Here is a 17,694-nt window from a genome sequence, read left to right as displayed (position 1 = left end):
GGAGCCGCGGCGGGAAGGGCGGCACCGGGATGCCCGCGCCCTCCGAGACCCCTTCCACCGGGGCGGTCCCTTCCGCCCGGGCGGGGCTGGGGTGGGAGGGCAGCGCGGGTGACGCTCGTGCGGGTGCGGGTGCGGGTGCGGGTGCGGGTGCGGGTGCGGGCGCGGGCGCGGCAGCGGCGGTCGGGCGGAGGCCGACGCGGCCGGACGGGTCCGCGGTGGGGCCGAGGCCGCCGTGGCGGGAGGGTGAGGGGAGTACGGAGGCGGCCCCGCGGCCGGGGGCGGTCGACCCGGCCGCGGGAAGCGTCCCTGACGGATCGTCGGTTGACCCGCCAGGCGGGCGGGAGGCGCGGTCGTCGGATGAAGGCCGGGCGGCGGTCCACGCCGCGGCGGCCTCGCGGCTGGGCGCGGCGAACCCGCGGCAGGAGGGGCCGCCGGATCTGCGTCTGGTCGGGCCCGCGCTGGCCGCGTGGGGCGCCGCGGCGGCGGTGCCGGCGGTGGGGGCGGCCACCGCGGTCGTGGGCCTGGTGGCGCTGACGGCCGTGGCCGCCCTGGCCGTTGCGGTCTCCCGGGCCCGGGCCGGCATCGGGCCGCCGCGCGGCGGCCGGGGGAACCGCGCCGTCGGGCGGGGCCGGGCGAACCTGCCGACCGCGATGCTCGCGACGGTGCTGTGCGGCACCGTCGCGGCGGCGGCCGCGGCCTTGCAGGGCGCCGAGCTGACCCGCGGCCCGGTGCCGTCGCTCGCCCGCCACCACACCGGCGCGGAGGTGTCCGTGGAGGTGACCGGCGATCCGTTCGCGGCGGGCGCGGGGGAACGGCCGCCCGTGGTCGTCGTACCGGCCACCGTGGAGCGGGTGGGCCGGACCCGGCTGCGTACGCCCGTCGTCCTGATGGCGACGGGCGCGGCGGAGGCGTGGCTGCGGCTGGTCCCCTCCACGCGGGTGACCGCCACCGCGCGGTTCGGGCCGGACACGCGCGGGCGGACCGCCGCCGTCCTCGCGGTGCGCGGCGCGCCGCGGATCACCGGCCCCCCGACCCGGCTCCAACGCCTGGCCGCGCGGCTGCGGACCGGCCTGCGGAAGGCCGCCGCCCCGCTGCCCCGGGACGTCCGCGGCCTGCTCCCCGGGCTGGTGGTGGGGGACACCACGGGGTTGCCGGAGGATCTGGAGGAGGCGTTCAAGGCCACGGACCTCGCACATCTGACCGCCGTTTCCGGGGCGAACCTGACGATCATGCTGATCCTCCTGATCGGGCCGCCCGGCCTCGCCACGCGGGTGGAGCGGCGCGGACTGGCCGCCCGGCTCGGCCTGCCGCTGCGCTCGACCGCGGTCCTCGGCGCCGCGCTCACCGTCGCCTTCGTGCTGCTCTGCCGGCCGAGCCCGAGCGTGCTGCGCGCGGCGGCGTGCGGGTTGATCACGCTGCTCGCGATCGGCACGGGACGGCGCCGCTCCCTGCTCCCAGCGCTGGCCGGGGCGGTCCTGCTGCTGGTGCTCTGCGCGCCGGAGTTGGCCCGCTCCTACGGTTTCGCGCTGTCGGTGCTGGCCACCGGTTCGCTGCTGACGCTGGCACCGCGCTGGGCCGCGGCCCTGCACCGGCAGGGGCTGCCGTCCCGGTTGGCGGAGGCCCTGGCCGCGGCGGCGGCCGCGCAGGCGGCCTGCGGTCCGCTGATCGTGGTGCTGTCGGCGCGGCTGAGCCTGGTGGCGGTGCCGTGCAACCTGCTGGCCGAGCCGGCGGTAGGCCCCGCCACGGTGCTGGGGTTCGCCGCGCTGGTGGTGGCGCCGCTCTCGCCGTCGCCCGCCCGCGGCCTGGCGTGGCTGGCCGGCTGGCCGACCCGGTGGATCGTGGCGGTGGCGCGGCGAGGCGCCGCGCTGCCGGGCGCCGAGATCGCCTGGCCCGGCGGCTGGGCCGGTGCGGCACTGCTCGCGGTGGTGACGGCCGCGGCGGTGGTCTGCGGCCGGAGCCTGCTGCGCCGTCCGTGGCGGTGCGCGGGCGCCGCGGTCGCGCTGATGCTCGCCCTGGTACGGCCGGTGCCGCTGCCGCGCGTCATCGCCGCGTGGCCGCCGGCGGACTGGCGGTTCGCGATGTGCGACGTCGGACAGGGCGACGCGTTGGCGCTGTCCACCGGTCCGGGCAGCGCGGTCGTGGTGGACACCGGCCCCGACCCGGCCCCGGTGGACCGCTGCCTGCGCGACCTGCGGGTGACGTCGATCCCGCTGCTGGTCCTCACCCACTTCCACGCCGACCACGTGGACGGCCTGCCCGGGGCGCTGCGCGGCCGCCGGGTGGGCGCGATTGAGACGACCACGCTGGACGACCCGCCCGGCCAGGCCGCCCGGGTCCGGCGGCAGGCGGAGGCGGCCGGGGTGCCGTTGCGCCGGGTGGAGCCGGGGGAGGGGCGCACCGTGGGCCCGCTGTCCTGGCGCACCCTGTGGCCCGCGCCCGGCCCGCCCGGGCTGCCCGCCGCCGAACTGCCGGCCGGCGCGCCCAACGACACGAGCATCGCGCTGCTGGTCCACGACGCCGGCCTGACCCTGCTGCTGATGGGCGACCTGGAGCCGGACGTCCAGGCCCAGGTGCTGGCGGAGCGGCCGGAACTGCCGCGCGTCGACGTCCTGAAGGTGGCGCACCACGGTTCGGCCTACCAGGACCCGGCCCTGCTCGCCCGGGTGCACCCCCGCCTCGCCCTGATCAGCGTCGGCGCCCACAACACCTACGGCCACCCGGCCCCCCGCACGGTCTCCGCCCTGCGCGCCCTGGGCGCCGTGGTGCTGCGCACCGACCAGGACGGCCCGATCGCGGTGAGCGGCACCACCCCGACCGACCTCCGCACCTCCTATGTCCCCCACCACCCCACCCCGTCCAAGCCCCCCACCCAGGGCGCCGACTTCGAGCCCGCAGGGGCCGTCCAGCCGCTCCGGGCCGGGGCGCCACGGGTCAGGGCTCGTCGCGGTCCTCTTCCAGCCAGCCGCCGAGGCGGGCGGCCATCTCGTCGAGGGCCACCGGGTCGAGGAGGTCGTCGTCCGCCTCGACGACCACGAGCCACTGGGCGTCCTCGGCGTCGTCCTCGCCGGCGAGCGCGTCGCGCAGGACGCGCGGCTCGTCCGGGAGGTCGAAGCGGTCGGAGAGGAGTTCGGCGACCTCCTCGGCCGCGTCGCGTTCGGGCAGCACCAGGACATGTCGTACGTCGCTCACCCCGGCATTGTGCCCGAGCCGCAGGCGGCCGCAGAACCCGGGCGGGGGCCGGCGGGTGCCGACGGGTGCCGGGTGGGAGGACGGGGTGTCGGCGCCGCGTGGGATGCTGGTCGGCGATGGCCAGGAAGACCGCTTCAGACGACGTGCTCGCTCCGCTGACGCTTGCCGTCGGCCAGGAGGACCTGCTGCTGGACCGCGCGGTGCGCGAGGTGGTGGCCGCCGCCAAGGCCGCCGACCCCGACACCGACGTGCGGGACCTGCCGCCCGAGGCGGTGCAGCCGGGCACGCTCGCCGAGCTGACCAGCCCGTCGCTGTTCGCCGAGCGCAAGGTGATCGTGGTGCGCAACGCGCAGGACGTCTCGGCGGACAGCGTCAAGGACATCAAGGCGTATCTGGCCGCGCCCGCCGAGGAGATCATCCTGGTGCTGCTGCACGCCGGCGGTGCCAAGGGCAAGGCACTGCTGGACGCGGCCCGCAAGGCCGGGGCGCGCGAGGTGGCCTGCCCGAAGATGACCAAGCCGGCCGACCGGCTCGGGTTCGTCCGGCAGGAGTTCCGCACCCTCGGCCGGTCCGCGACGCCGGAGGCGGCCCAGTCACTGGTCGACGCGATCGGCAGTGACCTGCGCGAACTGGCCAGCGCCTGCGCCCAGTTGACCGCAGACGTGGACGGCACCATCGATGTCGACGTGGTGGCGCGCTACTACACGGGCCGGGCCGAGGCCACCGGCTTCGAGGTCGCCGACCTCGCGGTGACCGGGCGGGCCGCCGAGGCGCTGGAACGGCTGCGGTGGGCCCTGTCGGTCGGCCAGCCGCTGCCGGGCATCACCTTCGCGCTCGCCTCGGGGGTGCGGTCGATCGGCAAGCTGGCCTCCGCGCCGCGCGGCGCCAACCCGGGCCAGCTCGCCCGCGACCTCGGCATGCCGCCGTGGAAGATCGACCGGGTCAGGCAGCAGATGCGCGGCTGGTCCGCGGACGGCGTCTCGGTGGCCCTGCGCGCGGTCGCCGAGGCGGACGCGGCGGTCAAGGGCGGTGCCGCGGACCCGGCGTACGCCCTGGAGAAGGCCGTGGTCACCATCGCCGGCGCCGCGCGCTCCCGTACCTGACGGCTCCGCCCCCGGCGCCTGACGGGGCCCCGCATGCCCGGCCCCGCCGCTCCTGTCTCCCCCCGGCCCTGTCCCCGGGCCGCCGGCTCCACGTCCGCCCCGTGGCCCGCCACCCGGACCCCGCCCCCGGCGCCCGACCCCGACCCGGGCGCGGGTCCCGGACAGAACTACTTCAGCTTCGGCAGCGTCGCCCGCGTCGCCGTCTTCACCCAGTCCGACGCCTCGTCGGCGGACGGCAGCGCGTCGTCGTCCGACGTGCCCGCGCTGAACGCGCTCCACTCCATCGTGTACGTCATCCAGCCGTCGCGGACCGCGAGCGTCACGTAGGTGCTGCTCGAACTGCTGTCGGTGACGAGGTACGCCTCGTCGCCGTAGCCGCTGACCGGAGTCACCTTGTAGTCGTCGTCGTGCTGGGTGTAGCTGCGCCAGGTGTCCGCGAACTCGCCGCTCGGGTCGGTCTTCCTGTGCAGGTCCACCTGCACGTACACGTACGCGTCGGAGTAGGTCGAGGTGTCCTTCTGCAGGCCCTCGTCGCAGTACATCTCGTCCAGCGTCGGGGTCTTGGCGGTGTACTTGGTCGGGTCGTCGTCGTCCTTCGGGTAGGTGGACTTGAACGCCGACAGGTCGGCGGTCGCGCACAGGTCGTCCTTGACGGCGTACCCGCGCAGGTCCGCCTCGGCCGAGGAGTCCTTGCCGAACAGCAGCACCCCGCCGCCCCACAGCGCCGACGCCACCACCGCGCCCACCACCGCCCACAGCACGGCCCGCCCGGCCCCGCCCGTGCTTCGCGGCGCCCCGGGCCCGGCCGGCATCCCCGGGACCCCGGGCATCCCCGGCGCTCCGGGCGCCCCCGGCGGCATGGAGTAGCCCTGCGCCGGAGGCTGCTGCCCCGGCGCCGGCCGGTCGTACGGGCCGGGCTGCGCGTAGGGGTTGTGCTGGGCCGGCACCGGTGTCCCGTAGCCGCCGACCGCCGGGGGCTGCGGGGGTATCGGGGCCGGGCCCTGCCCGGGCGCGGGCTGCTGGTAGGGGTTCGAACTCGGCTGCTCCGGCGGCGTCGACATGGGCCGAGACTAGCGGCAGCGGTACCCCTGCGGCGATGGTCGGTCACGGAACGCACACGTACCCGTGACACCCCCGCGACCTGGGGCGCCCCCGGAAAGCCGGGAGCCCGCCCGGGCGGACCCGGGCGGGCTCTCGAAGCAGCGTCCGGCGCCGCAGGCACGTGGCGAACGTCCGCGTGCGGCGCACTGGGTCGGGGCCGTGCCGGTCCGGGCGGTAGAGGGGCCGCTGGGTCCGGTTGCCGGCGGTGCCGCGATCCGTGACGAGGGGTGGTGCGGGTGGATCAGCCCTGGAGCGCGGAGACCGACTGGGCCAGCGCCGACTTCTTGTTGGCGGCCTGGTTCTTGTGGATGACGCCCTTGCTGACGGCCTTGTCGAGCTTGGCGGAGGCGGCGCGCGCGGCGGCGGTGGCCTTCTCGCTGTCGCCGGCCGCGACGGCCTCGCGGGTGCGGCGGATCGCGGTCTTCAGCTCGGACTTGACGGCCTTGTTGCGCTGGCGCGCCTTCTCGTTGGTCTTGTTGCGCTTGATCTGGGACTTGATGTTCGCCACGAAAGAGCCTTCTCAGGTTCGTCTGGCCGCCGGCTTGTGCCGATGGCGTGTCTACCAGGGTGCGCGCCTCGGGTAGAGGGCACGAGACGCAGCGGTCCAGGCTACCAGCAGCGCACACGCGCTCCCAAACCGTGCCCGCCCCCCGGTCATGGGACTATGGAGGGCAGTCCGCCCGGACCGTCCGCCCGTCCTCACGTTCCCTCGTTCCCCACGTTCTCAAGAAACTGGACCCCGCGTGCCCGCGACCCCTTCTCCTCTGCCGCACGACGTCCCGGAGCCGAGCCGTACCGACCCGTCGCTGATCCGGAACTTCTGCATCATCGCCCACATCGACCACGGCAAGTCGACGCTGGCCGACCGGATGCTCCAGCTCACCGGAGTCGTCGACCAGCGGCAGATGCGCGCCCAGTACCTCGACCGGATGGACATCGAGCGCGAGCGCGGCATCACCATCAAGTCGCAGGCCGTCCGGCTGCCGTGGGCGCCGACCGCCGGCGACGACCAAGGCCGCACCCACATCCTCAACATGATCGACACCCCCGGCCACGTGGACTTCACCTACGAGGTGTCCCGCTCGCTGGCCGCCTGCGAGGGCACGATCCTGCTGGTCGACGCGGCGCAGGGCATCGAGGCGCAGACGCTCGCCAACCTCTACCTCGCGATGGAGAACGACCTCACCATCGTGCCGGTGCTCAACAAGATCGACCTGCCGGCCGCCCAGCCGGAGAAGTTCGCCGACGAGCTGGCCAACCTGATCGGCTGCGACCCCGCCGACGTGCTGCGGGTCTCCGCGAAGACCGGCGTCGGCGTGGACGCGCTGCTGGACCGGGTGGTCCGCGACGTGCCGCCGCCGGTCGGCGTCGCCGACGCCCCGGCCCGCGCGATGATCTTCGACTCGGTCTACGACTCCTACCGCGGCGTGGTCACCTACGTCCGGGTGATCGACGGCCAACTCACCAAGCGCGAGCGGATCAGGATGATGTCCACCGGCGCGGTCCACGAGCTGCTGGAGATCGGCACCAACTCCCCGGAGATGCTCTCCGCCGACGGCCTGGGCGTCGGCGAGGTCGGCTACCTGATCACCGGGGTGAAGGACGTCCGCCAGTCCAAGGTCGGTGACACCATCACCACCCAGACCGCGGGCGCCACCGAGGCGCTGGGCGGCTACAAGGACCCCAAGCCGATGGTCTTCTCCGGCCTGTACCCGCTGGACGGCTCCGACTACCCCGAACTGCGCGAGGCCCTGGACAAGCTCCAGCTCAACGACGCGGCGCTGGTCTACGAGCCGGAGACGTCCGCCGCCCTCGGCTTCGGCTTCCGGGTCGGCTTCCTCGGCCTGCTGCACCTGGACGTGATCCGGGAGCGGCTGGAGCGCGAGTTCGGCCTCGACCTGATCGCCACCGCCCCCAACGTGGTCTACCGGGTCACCATGGAGGACGGCGCCGAGCACACCGTCACCAACCCCAGCGAGTTCCCCGAGGGCAAGATCGCCGAGGTGCACGAGCCGGTGGTGCGCGCCACCGTGCTCGCCCCCACCGAGTTCATCGGCGCGATCATGGAGCTGTGCCAGAACCGGCGCGGCTCGCTGCTCGGCATGGACTACCTCTCCGAGGACCGGGTGGAGATCCGCTACACCCTGCCGCTGGCCGAGATCGTCTTCGACTTCTTCGACCAGCTCAAGTCCAAGACCCGCGGCTACGCCTCGCTGGACTACGAACCCACCGGCGAGCAGGCCGCCGACCTGGTGAAGGTCGACATCCTGCTGCACGGCGACAAGGTCGACGCGTTCTCCGCGATCACCCACAAGGAGAAGGCGTACGCCTACGGGGTGCGGCTGGTCGGCAAGCTGCGCGCGCTGATCCCGCGGCAGAACTTCGAGGTGCCGATCCAGGCCGCCATCGGCGCCCGGGTCATCGCCCGCGAGACCGTGCGCGCCATCCGCAAGGACGTCCTCGCCAAGTGCTACGGCGGCGACATCTCCCGCAAGCGCAAGCTGCTGGAGAAGCAGAAGGAGGGCAAGAAGCGGATGAAGATGGTGGGCAACGTCGAGGTGCCGCAGGAGGCGTTCATCGCGGTGCTGTCCACCGACTCCGAGGGCGAGGCCAAGGCGAAGAAGTAGCGCTCGCAGGCGGCGCCGCGCGGCAGGGCGGGGGAGCGGGCGGGACGGGTGGAGCCGGTCACGGTTCACGACCCGCCGCCCGTTCCCCCTTACATGTCGGACGTGTGGCCTCTACCCTGATCGCGGACAGGTTACTGGTGAGTTAAGAACGCCGTTCGGGCCCGGAGGTTGTCGTGACCGACACGCAGACGTTGATCGAGAACCGGCCGCCGTCCGTGGCCACGCTCTTCCTGGAGCGGGTCGACGCGACGCCGGACGCCGAGGCGTACCGCATGCCGGTGCCACCCGCGTCCGGGGAGGGCCCCGACGAGTGGCGCTCGCTGACCTGGGGGCAGGCCGCGACGCGGGTGAACGCCATCGCGGCCGGCCTGATGGACCTCGGGGTGCGCCCCGAGGAGCGCGTCGCGATCGCCGCGAACACCTCGGTGGACTGGATCCTGGCCGACCTCGGCGTGCTGTGCGCCGGCGCCGCCACCACCACGGTCTACCCGTCCACCAACGCCGAGGAGACCGCGTTCATCCTCGCCGACTCCGACAGCCGGGTGCTGATCGCCGAGGACGCCGGCCAGCTCGCCAAGGCCCGCGAGCGCCGCGCCGACCTGCCCGACCTCGCGCACGTCGTGGTGATCGACCCGGCCGGAGCCACCGACGCCGACGGCGACGGCTGGGTGCTGTCGCTGGCCGACCTGGAGAAGCGCGGCGCGGCCTACCTGGAGCAGCACCCGGCCGCCGTCACCGACGCCGTCGCCGCGCTCACCAAGGACCAGCTCGCCACCCTCATCTACACCTCCGGCACCACCGGCCGCCCCAAGGGCGTGCGCCTGCCGCACGACGCCTGGGCGTACATGGCCCGCGCCATCCAGGCCGTCGGGCTGCTCGACGAGAACGACGTGCAGTACCTGTGGCTGCCGCTCGCGCACGTCTTCGGCAAGGTGCTCACCGCCGGGCACATCACGATCGGCCACGTCACGGCCGTGGACGGCCGGGTCGACAAGATCATCGAGAACCTGCCGGTGGTCCGGCCCACCTACATGGCCGCCGTGCCGCGGATCTTCGAGAAGGTCTACAACGGGGTCGCCGCCAAGGCCAGGGAGGGCGGCGGCGCGAAGTACAAGATCTTCCAGTGGGCCGCCCAGGTCGCCCGCGACTACGCCAAGGCCGCGCAGAACAGCATGCGGCTGACCGGCGCCCCGACCGTCCCGCTGCCGCTGCGCAGCAAGCACGCGGTCGCCGACCGGCTGGTCTACGGGAAGCTGCGCGAGGCGTTCGGCGGCCGGCTGCGCGCCTGCGTCTCCGGGTCGGCCGCGCTCGCCCCCGAGATCGGCTACTTCTTCGCCGGCGCCGGCATCCACATCCTGGAGGGGTACGGACTGACCGAGTCCAGCGCGGCGAGCTTCGTCAACCCCGGGGAGTCCTACCGCACCGGCACCGTGGGCAAGGCCCTGCCCGGCCTGGAGGTGCGGATCGCCGAGGACGGCGAGATCCTGCTGCGCGGCCCCGGCATCATGCAGGGCTACCACGGGCTGCCCGAGAAGACCGCCGAGGTGCTGGAGCCGGACGGCTGGTTCCACACCGGGGACGTCGGCGAGCTGTCGCCCGACGGCTTCCTGAAGATCACCGACCGCAAGAAGGACCTGATCAAGACCTCCGGCGGCAAGTACATCGCGCCGGCCGAGGTCGAGGGCCAGTTCAAGGCGGTCTGCCCGTTCGTGAGCAACGTGCTGGTGATCGGGGGCGGCCGCAACTTCTGTTCGGCGCTGCTCGCCCTCGACGAGCCGGCGCTGCTGGGCTGGGCCGGGGACAACGGCCTGGCCGGCCGGCCTTACGCCGAACTCGTCGGCACCGCGGAGGTGCGCGAGCTGGTCGAGGGGTACGTCCGGGAGCTCAACGAGGGCCTCCAGCGCTGGCAGCAGATCCGCCAGTTCCGCATCCTGCCGCGCGACCTCGACGTCGAGCACGGCGACCTCACGCCCAGCCTCAAGCTGAAGCGGCCGGTCGTCGAGCGCGAGTTCGCCCCGCTGATCGACGAGATGTACGAGGGCGCCCGCGAGGCGTGAGGCCGGACGCCACCCGGGGGCGGAGGGCCCGGGGCGCCCCGGGAGGCGCGGGGCCCGGGGCACCCGGCAGGGCACCGCGCCCGGGTGGCGGATACTGGCGGTATGCCTTCCGTACTTCCCGAGGGGGAACCCGTGCCCGCGGACGGCGGCCTGCCGCCCTCCGCGTCCGACGGCGCCGAGGACCGTCCGCTCGGGTTCTACCTGCACGTGCCGTACTGCGCCACGCGGTGCGGGTACTGCGACTTCAACACGTACACCGCGAGCGAGCTGCGCGGCTCGGGCGGGGTGCTGGCCTCGCGTGACACCTACGCGGACGTGCTGGCCGAGGAGGTCCGGCTGGCCCGCAAGGTGCTCGGCGACGACCCCCGCCAGGTCAGCACCGTGTTCGTCGGCGGCGGCACCCCCACGCTGCTGCCGGCCGCCGACCTCGGCCGGATGCTCGCCGCGGTCGGCGCGGAGTTCGGGCTCGCGCCGGACGCGGAGGTGACCACCGAGGCCAACCCGGAGTCCGTCGACCCGGCCTACCTGGCCGAGCTGCGGGCCGCCGGCTTCAACCGGGTGTCGTTCGGCATGCAGAGCGCCCGGCGGCACGTCCTGGAGGTGCTGGACCGCACCCACACCCCCGGGCGCCCCGAGGCGTGCGTGGCCGAGGCCCGCGCCGCCGGCTTCGGGCACGTGAACCTCGACCTGATCTACGGCACCCCCGGGGAGAGCGACGAGGACTGGCACGCGTCGCTGGACGCCGCGATCGGCGCCGGACCCGACCACGTCTCGGCGTACGCGCTGATCGTGGAGGAGGGCACCCGGCTCGCCCGCGACATCCGGCGCGGCGAGGTGCCGCCGACCGACGACGACGTGCACGCCGACCGCTACCTGATCGCCGAGGAGCGGCTCTCGGCTGCGGGCTACGGCTGGTACGAGGTGTCCAACTGGGCCACCGGGCCCGCCGCGCGCTGCCGGCACAACGAGCTGTACTGGACCGGCGCGGACTGGTGGGGCGCAGGGCCCGGCGCGCACAGCCACGTGGGCGGGGTGCGGTGGTGGAACGCCAAGCACCCGGGCGCCTACGCGCAGGCCCTCGCGGAGGGGCGCAGCCCCGGCGTCGGCCGGGAACTGCTCACCGGCGAGGACCGCCGCGTCGAGCGCGTCCTGCTGGAGCTCCGGCTCGCCGACGGCTGCCCGCTGGAGATCCTGGCCGAGCAGGGCGCGAAGGCCGCCGCCCAAGCCGTGCGGGACGGCCTCCTGGAGCCCGGCCCCTACGCCGAGGGCCGCGCCGTCCTCACCCTGCGCGGCCGGCTGCTCGCCGACGCCGTGGTCAGGGACCTGGTCGACTGAGGGCTCCGCCCGCCGCGGGCGCGGCCCCTACGGCGCCGTCACGAAGTCGATCAGGTGCTCCACGGCGCCCAGCAGCTCGGGCTTGAGGTCCTTGTACGACCCCACCGACGCCAGGATGCGCTGCCACGCCTCGCCGGTGGTCAGGTCCGTCCAGCCCAGCGCCCGGCACACGCCGGTCTTCCAGTCCTCGCCGCGCGGCACCCGCGGCCACTCCGCGATGCCGACCGAGGAAGGCTTCACGGCCTCCCACACGTCGATGTAGGGGTGCCCGACCACCAGCACGTCGGCGCCGGTGACGGACTCGGCGATCCGGGACTCCTTCGACCCCGGCACCAGGTGGTCCACCAGCACGCCGAGCCGGGCGTCCGGGCCGGGGGAGAACGCCGAGACGATGGCGGGCAGGTCGTCCACGCCCTCCAGGTACTCCACGACGACGCCCTCGACCCGCAGGTCGTGGCCCCACACGCGCTCCACCAGCTCCGCGTCGTGGCGGCCCTCGACGTAGATCCGGCCGGCCCGGGCCACCCTGGCCTTCGCGCCCCGCACCGCGATCGAGCCGGACGCCGACAGCAGCGGGCCGCGCGGGGCCGGGGCGGCCGCGCGCGGGCGGACCAGGGTCACGGTGCGGCCGTCGATCAGGAACCCGCGCGGGGCCATCGGGAAGACCCGCAGCTTCCCGAAGCGGTCCTCCAGGGTCACCGTCAGGCCCTCGGCGGTCTTCTCGACGCGGACCACGGCCCCGCAGAAGCCGGTGGTCACCTCCTCGACGACCAGGTCGCGGTCCGCGGCCACCTCCGGTACCGGGCCGGACTTCTTCCACGGCGGGGTCAGGTCAGGGTCGTAACTCCTGCTGCGCATGGGCACGATCGTAAGCAGGGCCGGGCCGGGGGGAGTAGGGCAACCCGCCGCCGGGCCCGCACTTCGGCCCCGCACTTCGGCCTGCCCGCACCCCGGCGGCCGGTCCCCGGGCCGGCGGGAGGGGGCGCGAGCGTTCAGGAGCCCAGGGCGTCGCGCTGCGCACGCACGAAACGGGCGTCGACCACCGCGCCGTGGCCGGGGACGTAGCGGGCCGTCTCGCCGCCGAGGGCCAGGAGCGCGTCCAGGGCCGCCGGCCACCGCGCCGGGAAGGCGTCGGGACCGGCCTGGGGCGCCCCGGACTCCTCGACGAGGTCGCCGCAGAAGACCACCGACGGATCGCTGGCGGTGGCGCCGGGCACGAGCACGGCCACGTCGTGGCCGGTGTGCCCGGGCCCGGGGTGCACCAGCACGACCGGGCGGTCGCCGAGGTCGAGGGCGAGCCGGTCGATGACGGGCCGGGTCGGCCGGCGCAGCGCCGCGGCCGCCGCGGCCGCCTCCACCGGGTCCGTCCCGTGCGCGACCGCGTCCGCCCGCAGCGCCTCGGGGCCGCCGCCCGGCCCCTCGCCGAGCGCCCGGTGGCCGTACACCTCGGCGTCGGGGAAGGCCGCGGCACCGAAGACGTGGTCGAAGTGCCCGTGGGTGAGGACGACATGGGTGACGGGGCGGCCGGTCAGCGCCTCGGCCTGGGCGCGCAGCTCCGCGCCCTCGCGCAGCGTGGACCCGGTGTCGACGATCAGCACGCCCTCGGCGCCGACCACCAGCCCGATGGTCACGTCGAGGTGCGGCAGCCGCCGCCTGGCGACGCCCGGGGCGAGGTGCTCCCACCCCGATCCGCCGGCGCCGGGCGCCGTGCCGGCTCCGGCCCTGTCCTCATCACTCACGCCTCGACGCTATCGCCCTGCCCGCCGCCCCGCGCGCCGTACCCCCGCCGGCGCCCCCGCCGGCGCCTTCCGCCGGGCCGCCCCCCGTACGGCGGACCGGCCGGCGGCTCCGGGACCGCGCCGGGCACCGTACGTACCGCGCGTATCGCCCGTACCGCCCGCCGCGCGAGACCGGATCGCCGTCGCTCTTGCCGAGCCCTTGCCGCCGCGCCGTACACTGAGGGCGGGAGCGCTGGCACTCGAAACGGAGGAGTGCCAGGCGGCTGGGCCGGGACACCGGGTTGGAGGTACGCGATGCTGAGCGAACGCAGACTCGAAGTGCTGCGTGCCATCGTTCAGGACTACGTCGGTACCGAGGAACCGGTCGGGTCGAAGGCGCTCACCGAGCGCCACTCGCTCGGGGTGTCCCCGGCCACCGTGCGCAACGACATGGCGGTGCTGGAGGACGAGGGGTACATCGCGCAGCCCCACACCAGCGCCGGCCGCATCCCCACCGACAAGGGCTACCGCCTGTTCGTGGACAAGCTCGCCGGCGTCAAGCCGCTGTCGGGCGCCGAACGCCGCGCCATCCACAACTTCCTCGAAGGCGCCGTCGACCTCGACGACGTGGTGGCCCGCACCGTGCGGCTGCTCGCGCAGCTCACCCGGCAGGTCGCCGTGGTGCAGTACCCGTCGCTGACCCGCTCGTCGGTGCGGCACGTGGAACTGCTCGCGCTCGCGCCGGCCCGGGTGATGCTGGTGCTGATCACCGACACCGGCCGGGTGGAGCAGCGGATCATCGACTGTCCCGGCCCGGTGGGCGAGACGGTCCTCGCGGACCTGCGCGCCCGGCTCAACAGCCGTGTCACCGGCCGCCGTTTCCCCGACGTGCCGCCGCTGGTGCAGGACCTGGCCGAGAGCTTCGACCCGGACGACCGCCCGTCGGTCGCCACGGTCCTCAGCACCCTCCTGGAGACCCTCGTCGAGGAGAAGGAGGAGCGGATCATGCTGGGCGGGGCGGCCAACCTGACCCGGTTCCACCACGACTTCCCGCTGACGATCCGCCCGGTGCTCGAAGCGCTGGAGGAGCAGATGGTGCTCCTCAAACTCCTCGGGGAGACCGCCGACGGCACCATGACGGTCCGGATCGGGCATGAGAATTTTCACGAGGGCCTCAATTCCACCTCCGTGGTGGCGGTCGGCTACGGTTCGGGCGACGAGGCAGTCGCCAAGCTAGGCGTGGTCGGACCGACCCGCATGGACTACCCCGGAACGATGGGAGCGGTACGCGCAGTGGCACGTTACGTCGGACAGATCCTGGCGGAGTCGTAGGTGGCCACGGACTACTACGCCGTGCTCGGCGTGCGCCGCGACGCGGGCCCGGACGAGATCAAGAAGGCGTTCCGCCGCCTCGCCCGCGAGCTGCACCCGGACGTCAACCCGGACCCCAAGACGCAGGAGCGGTTCAAGGAGATCAACGCGGCCTACGAGGTCCTCTCCGACCCGCAGAAGAAACAGGTCTACGACCTCGGCGGCGACCCGCTGTCCGCGGCGGGCGGAGGCGGCGGCGCGGGCGGCTTCGGCGCCGGCTTCGGCAACTTCAGCGACATCATGGACGCCTTCTTCGGCCAGTCCTCGCAACGCGGCCCGCGCTCGCGCACCCGGCGCGGCCAGGACGCGATGATCCGGCTGGAGATCGAGCTGGACGAGGCCGCGTTCGGCACCACCAAGGACATCCAGGTGGACACCGCGGTCACCTGCGGCACCTGCAACGGGGAGGGCGCCGCCCCCGGCACCTCCGCGCAGACCTGCGACATGTGCCGCGGCCGCGGTGAGGTCTCCCAGGTCACCCGCTCCTTCCTCGGCCAGGTCATGACCTCCCGGCCGTGCCCGCAGTGCCAGGGCTTCGGCACCGTGGTGCCCACCCCGTGCCCGGAGTGCGCGGGCGACGGGCGGGTGCGCTCGCGCCGGACGCTGACGGTGAAGATCCCGGCCGGCGTCGACAACGGCACCCGCATCCAGCTCGCCGGCGAGGGCGAGGTCGGCCCCGGCGGCGGCCCGGCCGGCGACCTGTACGTGGAGATCCGCGAGCTGCCGCACGCGGTCTTCCAGCGCCGCGGCGACGACCTGCACTGCACCGTCACCATCCCGATGACGGCGGCCGCGCTCGGCACCAAGTGCCCGCTGGAGACACTCGACGGCCTGGAGGAGGTCGACGTGCGGCCCGGCACCCAGTCCGGCCAGTCGATCCCGCTGCACCAGCGCGGCATCACGCACCTGCGCGGCGGCGGGCGCGGCGACCTGATCGTGCACGTCGAGGTGGTCACCCCGCACAAGCTCGACGCCGACCAGGAGGAGCTGCTGCGGCGGCTGGCGAAGCTGCGCGGCGAGGAGCGGCCCACCGGGCAGTTCGCGCCGGGCCAGCAGGGGCTGTTCTCGCGGCTGAAGGACGCGTTCAACGGGCGGTAGGCCGCATGGCCGTCCGGGCACCCCGGCCGGGTCCGGGGTGCCGGTGCGGCCGCCCGCGGTCCGGGGTGCCGGTGCGGCCGGCCGGGCTTCCGTACGCGGAGTCCGGGGCGCCCGTGTGGCGGAACCCGTGCCCGCCTGTGGTCCGGGGCGCCGCTCGGCGGGCGGTCCGCCGCCGGCGGGCTCCCGCCCGGGCCACCCCGCGGCGCGGGGCACCACACCGTACGTGGCACGATGACCGCATGTCCGCGTTGACCGATCTCTCCTCCTACTCGGCGTACCCGATCGTGCAGGCCCCGATGGCCGGCGGGGCCTCCAACCCGCGACTGGCGGCGGCCGTCTCGGGCGCCGGCGGCCTCGGCTTCCTCGCCGCCGGGTACAAGACGTCCGACGCGATGTACCAGGAGATCCGGCAGTTGCGGGACGCCACGTCGCAGCCCTTCGGGGTGAACCTGTTCATGCCGCAGCCCGACACCGTCGACCCCTCCGCCGTCGCGGTCTACGCCGAGCAGCTCGCCGGCGAGGCGGCCTGGTACGGCACGGAGCTCGGCGACCCGGAGACGGGCTCCGACGACGCGTACGACGCGAAGGTGGCGATCCTGCTGGAGGACCCGGTGCCGATGGTGAGCTTCACCTTCGGCTGCCCCGACCGGGCCGTGCTGGACGCCTTCGCGAAGGCCGGCACCTGCACCGTGGTCACCGTCACCACGCCCGCGGAGGCGCTCGCCGCCCAGTGGGCCGGGGCCGACGCGCTGTGCGTGCAGGGCGTCGAGGCCGGCGGCCACCAGGGCACCCACCGCGACGACCCCCAGCTCGACGGCTCGGGCCTCGGCCTGCTGTCGCTGATCACGCAGGTCCGCGAGGCGGTGCAGTTGCCGATGATCGCCGCGGGCGGGCTGATGCGGGGCGAGCAGATCGCCGCCGTGCTCGCCGCGGGCGCCAGCGCGGCAGCCCTCGGCACCGCGTTCCTGGTCTGCCCGGAGTCCGGCGCGTCCGCGCTCCACAAGCGGGCGCTGACCGACCCGGTGTACGCCCGTACCGAGTTGACCCGGGCCTTCAGCGGGCGCCCGGCGCGCGGCCTGCTCAACCGCTTCGTGCGCGAGCACGGCCGCTACGCACCGGCCGGCTACCCGCAAGTGCACCACCTGACCCAACCGGTGCGCCGCGCCGCGGCCGGCCTCGGCGACCCGCAGGGCATGGCGCTGTGGGCCGGGCAGGGGCACCGGCTGGCCCGCGAGCTGTCGGCGGGCGCGCTGGTGGAGACCCTGGCCGCCGAGCAGCGGGCCGCGCAGGAGGCCCGCGCGTGACCGCCCCGGTGTTCCTGGTCGGCCCCGACGCGCTCGACGGCTCCCCGGCGACGGTACGGCTCGACGGCCCCGAGGGGCGGCACGCGGTGTCGGTACGGCGCCTACAGGTCGGCGAGGAGGTCGTGCTGACCGACGGCGCCGGGCGCGGCGCGAGCGGCGCGGTCAGCGCGGTCACGGGCAAGGACGTGCTCGACGTCGAGGTGCGCGCCCTGCGCACCGAGCCGGCCCCGCCGGTCTCGGTCACCGTCGTCCAGGCGCTGCCCAAGGGAGATCGCGGCGAACTGGCCGTGGAGACCATGACCGAGGCCGGGGTGGACGCGGTGGTGCCGTGGGCGGCGGCCCGCTGCGTGACGCAGTGGCGCGGCGAGCGCGGCGCGAAGTCGCTGGCGAAGTGGCGCTCCACCGCGCGCGAGGCGGCCAAGCAGGCCCGGCGGCTGCGGTTCCCCTCGGTGGGCGATCAGGTGACGACACGTCAGCTTTGCGCGCTGCTCGCCGAGGCGGACTTCGCCGGGGTGCTGCACGAGGAGGGCGCGGCCCCGCTGGCCCGCGCCGAACTGCCCGCCACCGGCTCGGTCCTCCTGGTCGTCGGCCCCGAAGGCGGCGTCGCCCCCGAGGAGTTGGCGGCCTTCGCGGAGGCGGGCGCGGCGGCCTACCGCCTGGGCCCGACGGTCCTGCGCACCTCCACGGCGGGCGTGGCCGCCGTCTCCCTCCTCATGTCCCGCACGGGCCGCTGGTCGTAGGCGCGTGTCCGTGAGCGCCAGCGGCCCTCGACCGGCGTCAACGCCTCTGCA

General features: G+C 75.0%; 13 protein-coding genes and 1 pseudogene. 9 read left to right on the top strand and 5 right to left on the bottom strand.

Going from position 1 to position 17,694, the window contains the following annotated elements; genetic code table 11:
• Positions 1-398: 398 nt before the first annotated feature.
• A pseudogene (locus RVR_RS37490) lies at positions 399-2,804 on the top strand (ComEC/Rec2 family competence protein); the annotation flags it as partial.
• A gap of 127 nt (positions 2,805-2,931) precedes the next feature.
• Here the strand turns inward: RVR_RS37490 and RVR_RS37485 are convergent.
• Complete coding sequence (locus tag RVR_RS37485; protein WP_237405285.1) at positions 2,932-3,189, bottom strand: hypothetical protein; 258 nt, start codon at positions 3,187-3,189, stop codon at positions 2,932-2,934.
• Between the two features lie 116 nt (positions 3,190-3,305).
• On the opposite strand from RVR_RS37485, the gene holA reads away from it, so the two are divergent.
• Positions 3,306-4,292: a DNA polymerase III subunit delta gene (gene holA / locus RVR_RS37480; RefSeq protein WP_237405284.1), complete on the top strand. Its 987-nt coding sequence runs from the start codon at positions 3,306-3,308 to the stop codon at positions 4,290-4,292.
• Positions 4,293-4,459: 167 nt separating this feature from the next.
• Here the strand turns inward: holA and RVR_RS10980 are convergent, their stop codons facing one another.
• Positions 4,460-5,353, bottom strand: coding sequence for a hypothetical protein (locus RVR_RS10980; protein ID WP_237404684.1), 894 nt, complete (start codon positions 5,351-5,353; stop codon positions 4,460-4,462).
• Positions 5,354-5,634: 281 nt separating this feature from the next.
• The gene (gene rpsT / locus RVR_RS10975) at positions 5,635-5,901 is read right to left on the bottom strand and encodes a 30S ribosomal protein S20 (RefSeq protein WP_202233674.1); all 267 of its coding nucleotides are present in this window, start codon (positions 5,899-5,901) and stop codon (positions 5,635-5,637) included.
• Positions 5,902-6,136: 235 nt separating this feature from the next.
• On the opposite strand from rpsT, the gene lepA reads away from it, so the two are divergent.
• The 3 genes from lepA (at position 6,137) to hemW (ending at position 11,412) form a co-directional block, all read left to right on the top strand.
• Positions 6,137-8,020, top strand: coding sequence for a translation elongation factor 4 (gene lepA, locus RVR_RS10970; protein ID WP_202233673.1), 1,884 nt, complete (start codon positions 6,137-6,139; stop codon positions 8,018-8,020).
• A gap of 173 nt (positions 8,021-8,193) precedes the next feature.
• Positions 8,194-10,077 carry an AMP-dependent synthetase/ligase gene (locus RVR_RS10965; protein ID WP_202233672.1) on the top strand — a complete coding sequence of 628 codons (1,884 nt, stop codon included), beginning with the start codon at positions 8,194-8,196 and terminating at the stop codon, positions 10,075-10,077.
• Positions 10,078-10,179: 102 nt separating this feature from the next.
• Entirely contained in the window at positions 10,180-11,412 is a 1,233-nt protein-coding gene (gene hemW / locus RVR_RS10960) for a radical SAM family heme chaperone HemW (RefSeq protein WP_202233671.1), read from the top strand.
• A gap of 27 nt (positions 11,413-11,439) precedes the next feature.
• Here the strand turns inward: hemW and RVR_RS10955 are convergent, their stop codons facing one another.
• Positions 11,440-12,270, bottom strand: a complete 831-nt coding sequence (locus tag RVR_RS10955; RefSeq protein ID WP_202233670.1) for a DUF3097 domain-containing protein — start codon at positions 12,268-12,270, stop codon at positions 11,440-11,442.
• Positions 12,271-12,404: 134 nt separating this feature from the next.
• Entirely contained in the window at positions 12,405-13,151 is a 747-nt protein-coding gene (locus RVR_RS10950; protein ID WP_202233669.1) for an MBL fold metallo-hydrolase, read from the bottom strand.
• A 294-nt stretch (positions 13,152-13,445) separates the two neighbouring features.
• Between RVR_RS10950 and hrcA the strand changes: the two genes are divergently transcribed.
• From hrcA to RVR_RS10930, 4 genes are all read left to right on the top strand, one after another.
• Entirely contained in the window at positions 13,446-14,462 is a 1,017-nt protein-coding gene (hrcA, locus tag RVR_RS10945) for a heat-inducible transcriptional repressor HrcA (protein WP_202233668.1), read from the top strand.
• A complete protein-coding gene (dnaJ, locus tag RVR_RS10940) occupies positions 14,463-15,599 on the top strand; it encodes a molecular chaperone DnaJ (RefSeq protein WP_202233667.1) in 1,137 nt (378 codons plus the stop codon). It abuts the gene before it with no gap.
• 239 nt (positions 15,600-15,838) lie between these two features.
• Positions 15,839-16,903 carry a nitronate monooxygenase gene (locus RVR_RS10935; protein WP_202233666.1) on the top strand — a complete coding sequence of 355 codons (1,065 nt, stop codon included), beginning with the start codon at positions 15,839-15,841 and terminating at the stop codon, positions 16,901-16,903.
• Entirely contained in the window at positions 16,900-17,643 is a 744-nt protein-coding gene (locus RVR_RS10930; RefSeq protein ID WP_202233665.1) for a 16S rRNA (uracil(1498)-N(3))-methyltransferase, read from the top strand. The genes RVR_RS10935 and RVR_RS10930 overlap by 4 nt, the downstream gene beginning before the upstream one ends.
• Positions 17,644-17,694: the final 51 nt, after the last annotated feature.

The sequence above is a fragment of the Streptomyces sp. SN-593 genome (assembly GCF_016756395.1).
In the GTDB taxonomy this organism is placed as follows: domain Bacteria; phylum Actinomycetota; class Actinomycetes; order Streptomycetales; family Streptomycetaceae; genus Actinacidiphila; species Actinacidiphila reveromycinica.
Note: the sequence above shows the minus strand (reverse complement) of the source record. Positions and strands in the feature narration are given on the sequence as shown.

Excerpts from the sequence above, each read along its gene's own strand:
- holA (WP_237405284.1), top strand. The coding sequence starts at position 3,306 with ATGGCCAGGAAGACCGCTTCAGACGACGTGCTCGCTCCGCTGACGCTT.
- RVR_RS10980 (WP_237404684.1), bottom strand. The coding sequence starts at position 5,353 with ATGTCGACGCCGCCGGAGCAGCCGAGTTCGAACCCCTACCAGCAGCCC.
- RVR_RS10935 (WP_202233666.1), top strand. The coding sequence starts at position 15,839 with ATGTCCGCGTTGACCGATCTCTCCTCCTACTCGGCGTACCCGATCGTG.
- RVR_RS10955 (WP_202233670.1), bottom strand. The coding sequence starts at position 12,270 with ATGCGCAGCAGGAGTTACGACCCTGACCTGACCCCGCCGTGGAAGAAG.
- hrcA (WP_202233668.1), top strand. The coding sequence starts at position 13,446 with ATGCTGAGCGAACGCAGACTCGAAGTGCTGCGTGCCATCGTTCAGGAC.
- hemW (WP_202233671.1), top strand. The coding sequence starts at position 10,180 with ATGCCTTCCGTACTTCCCGAGGGGGAACCCGTGCCCGCGGACGGCGGC.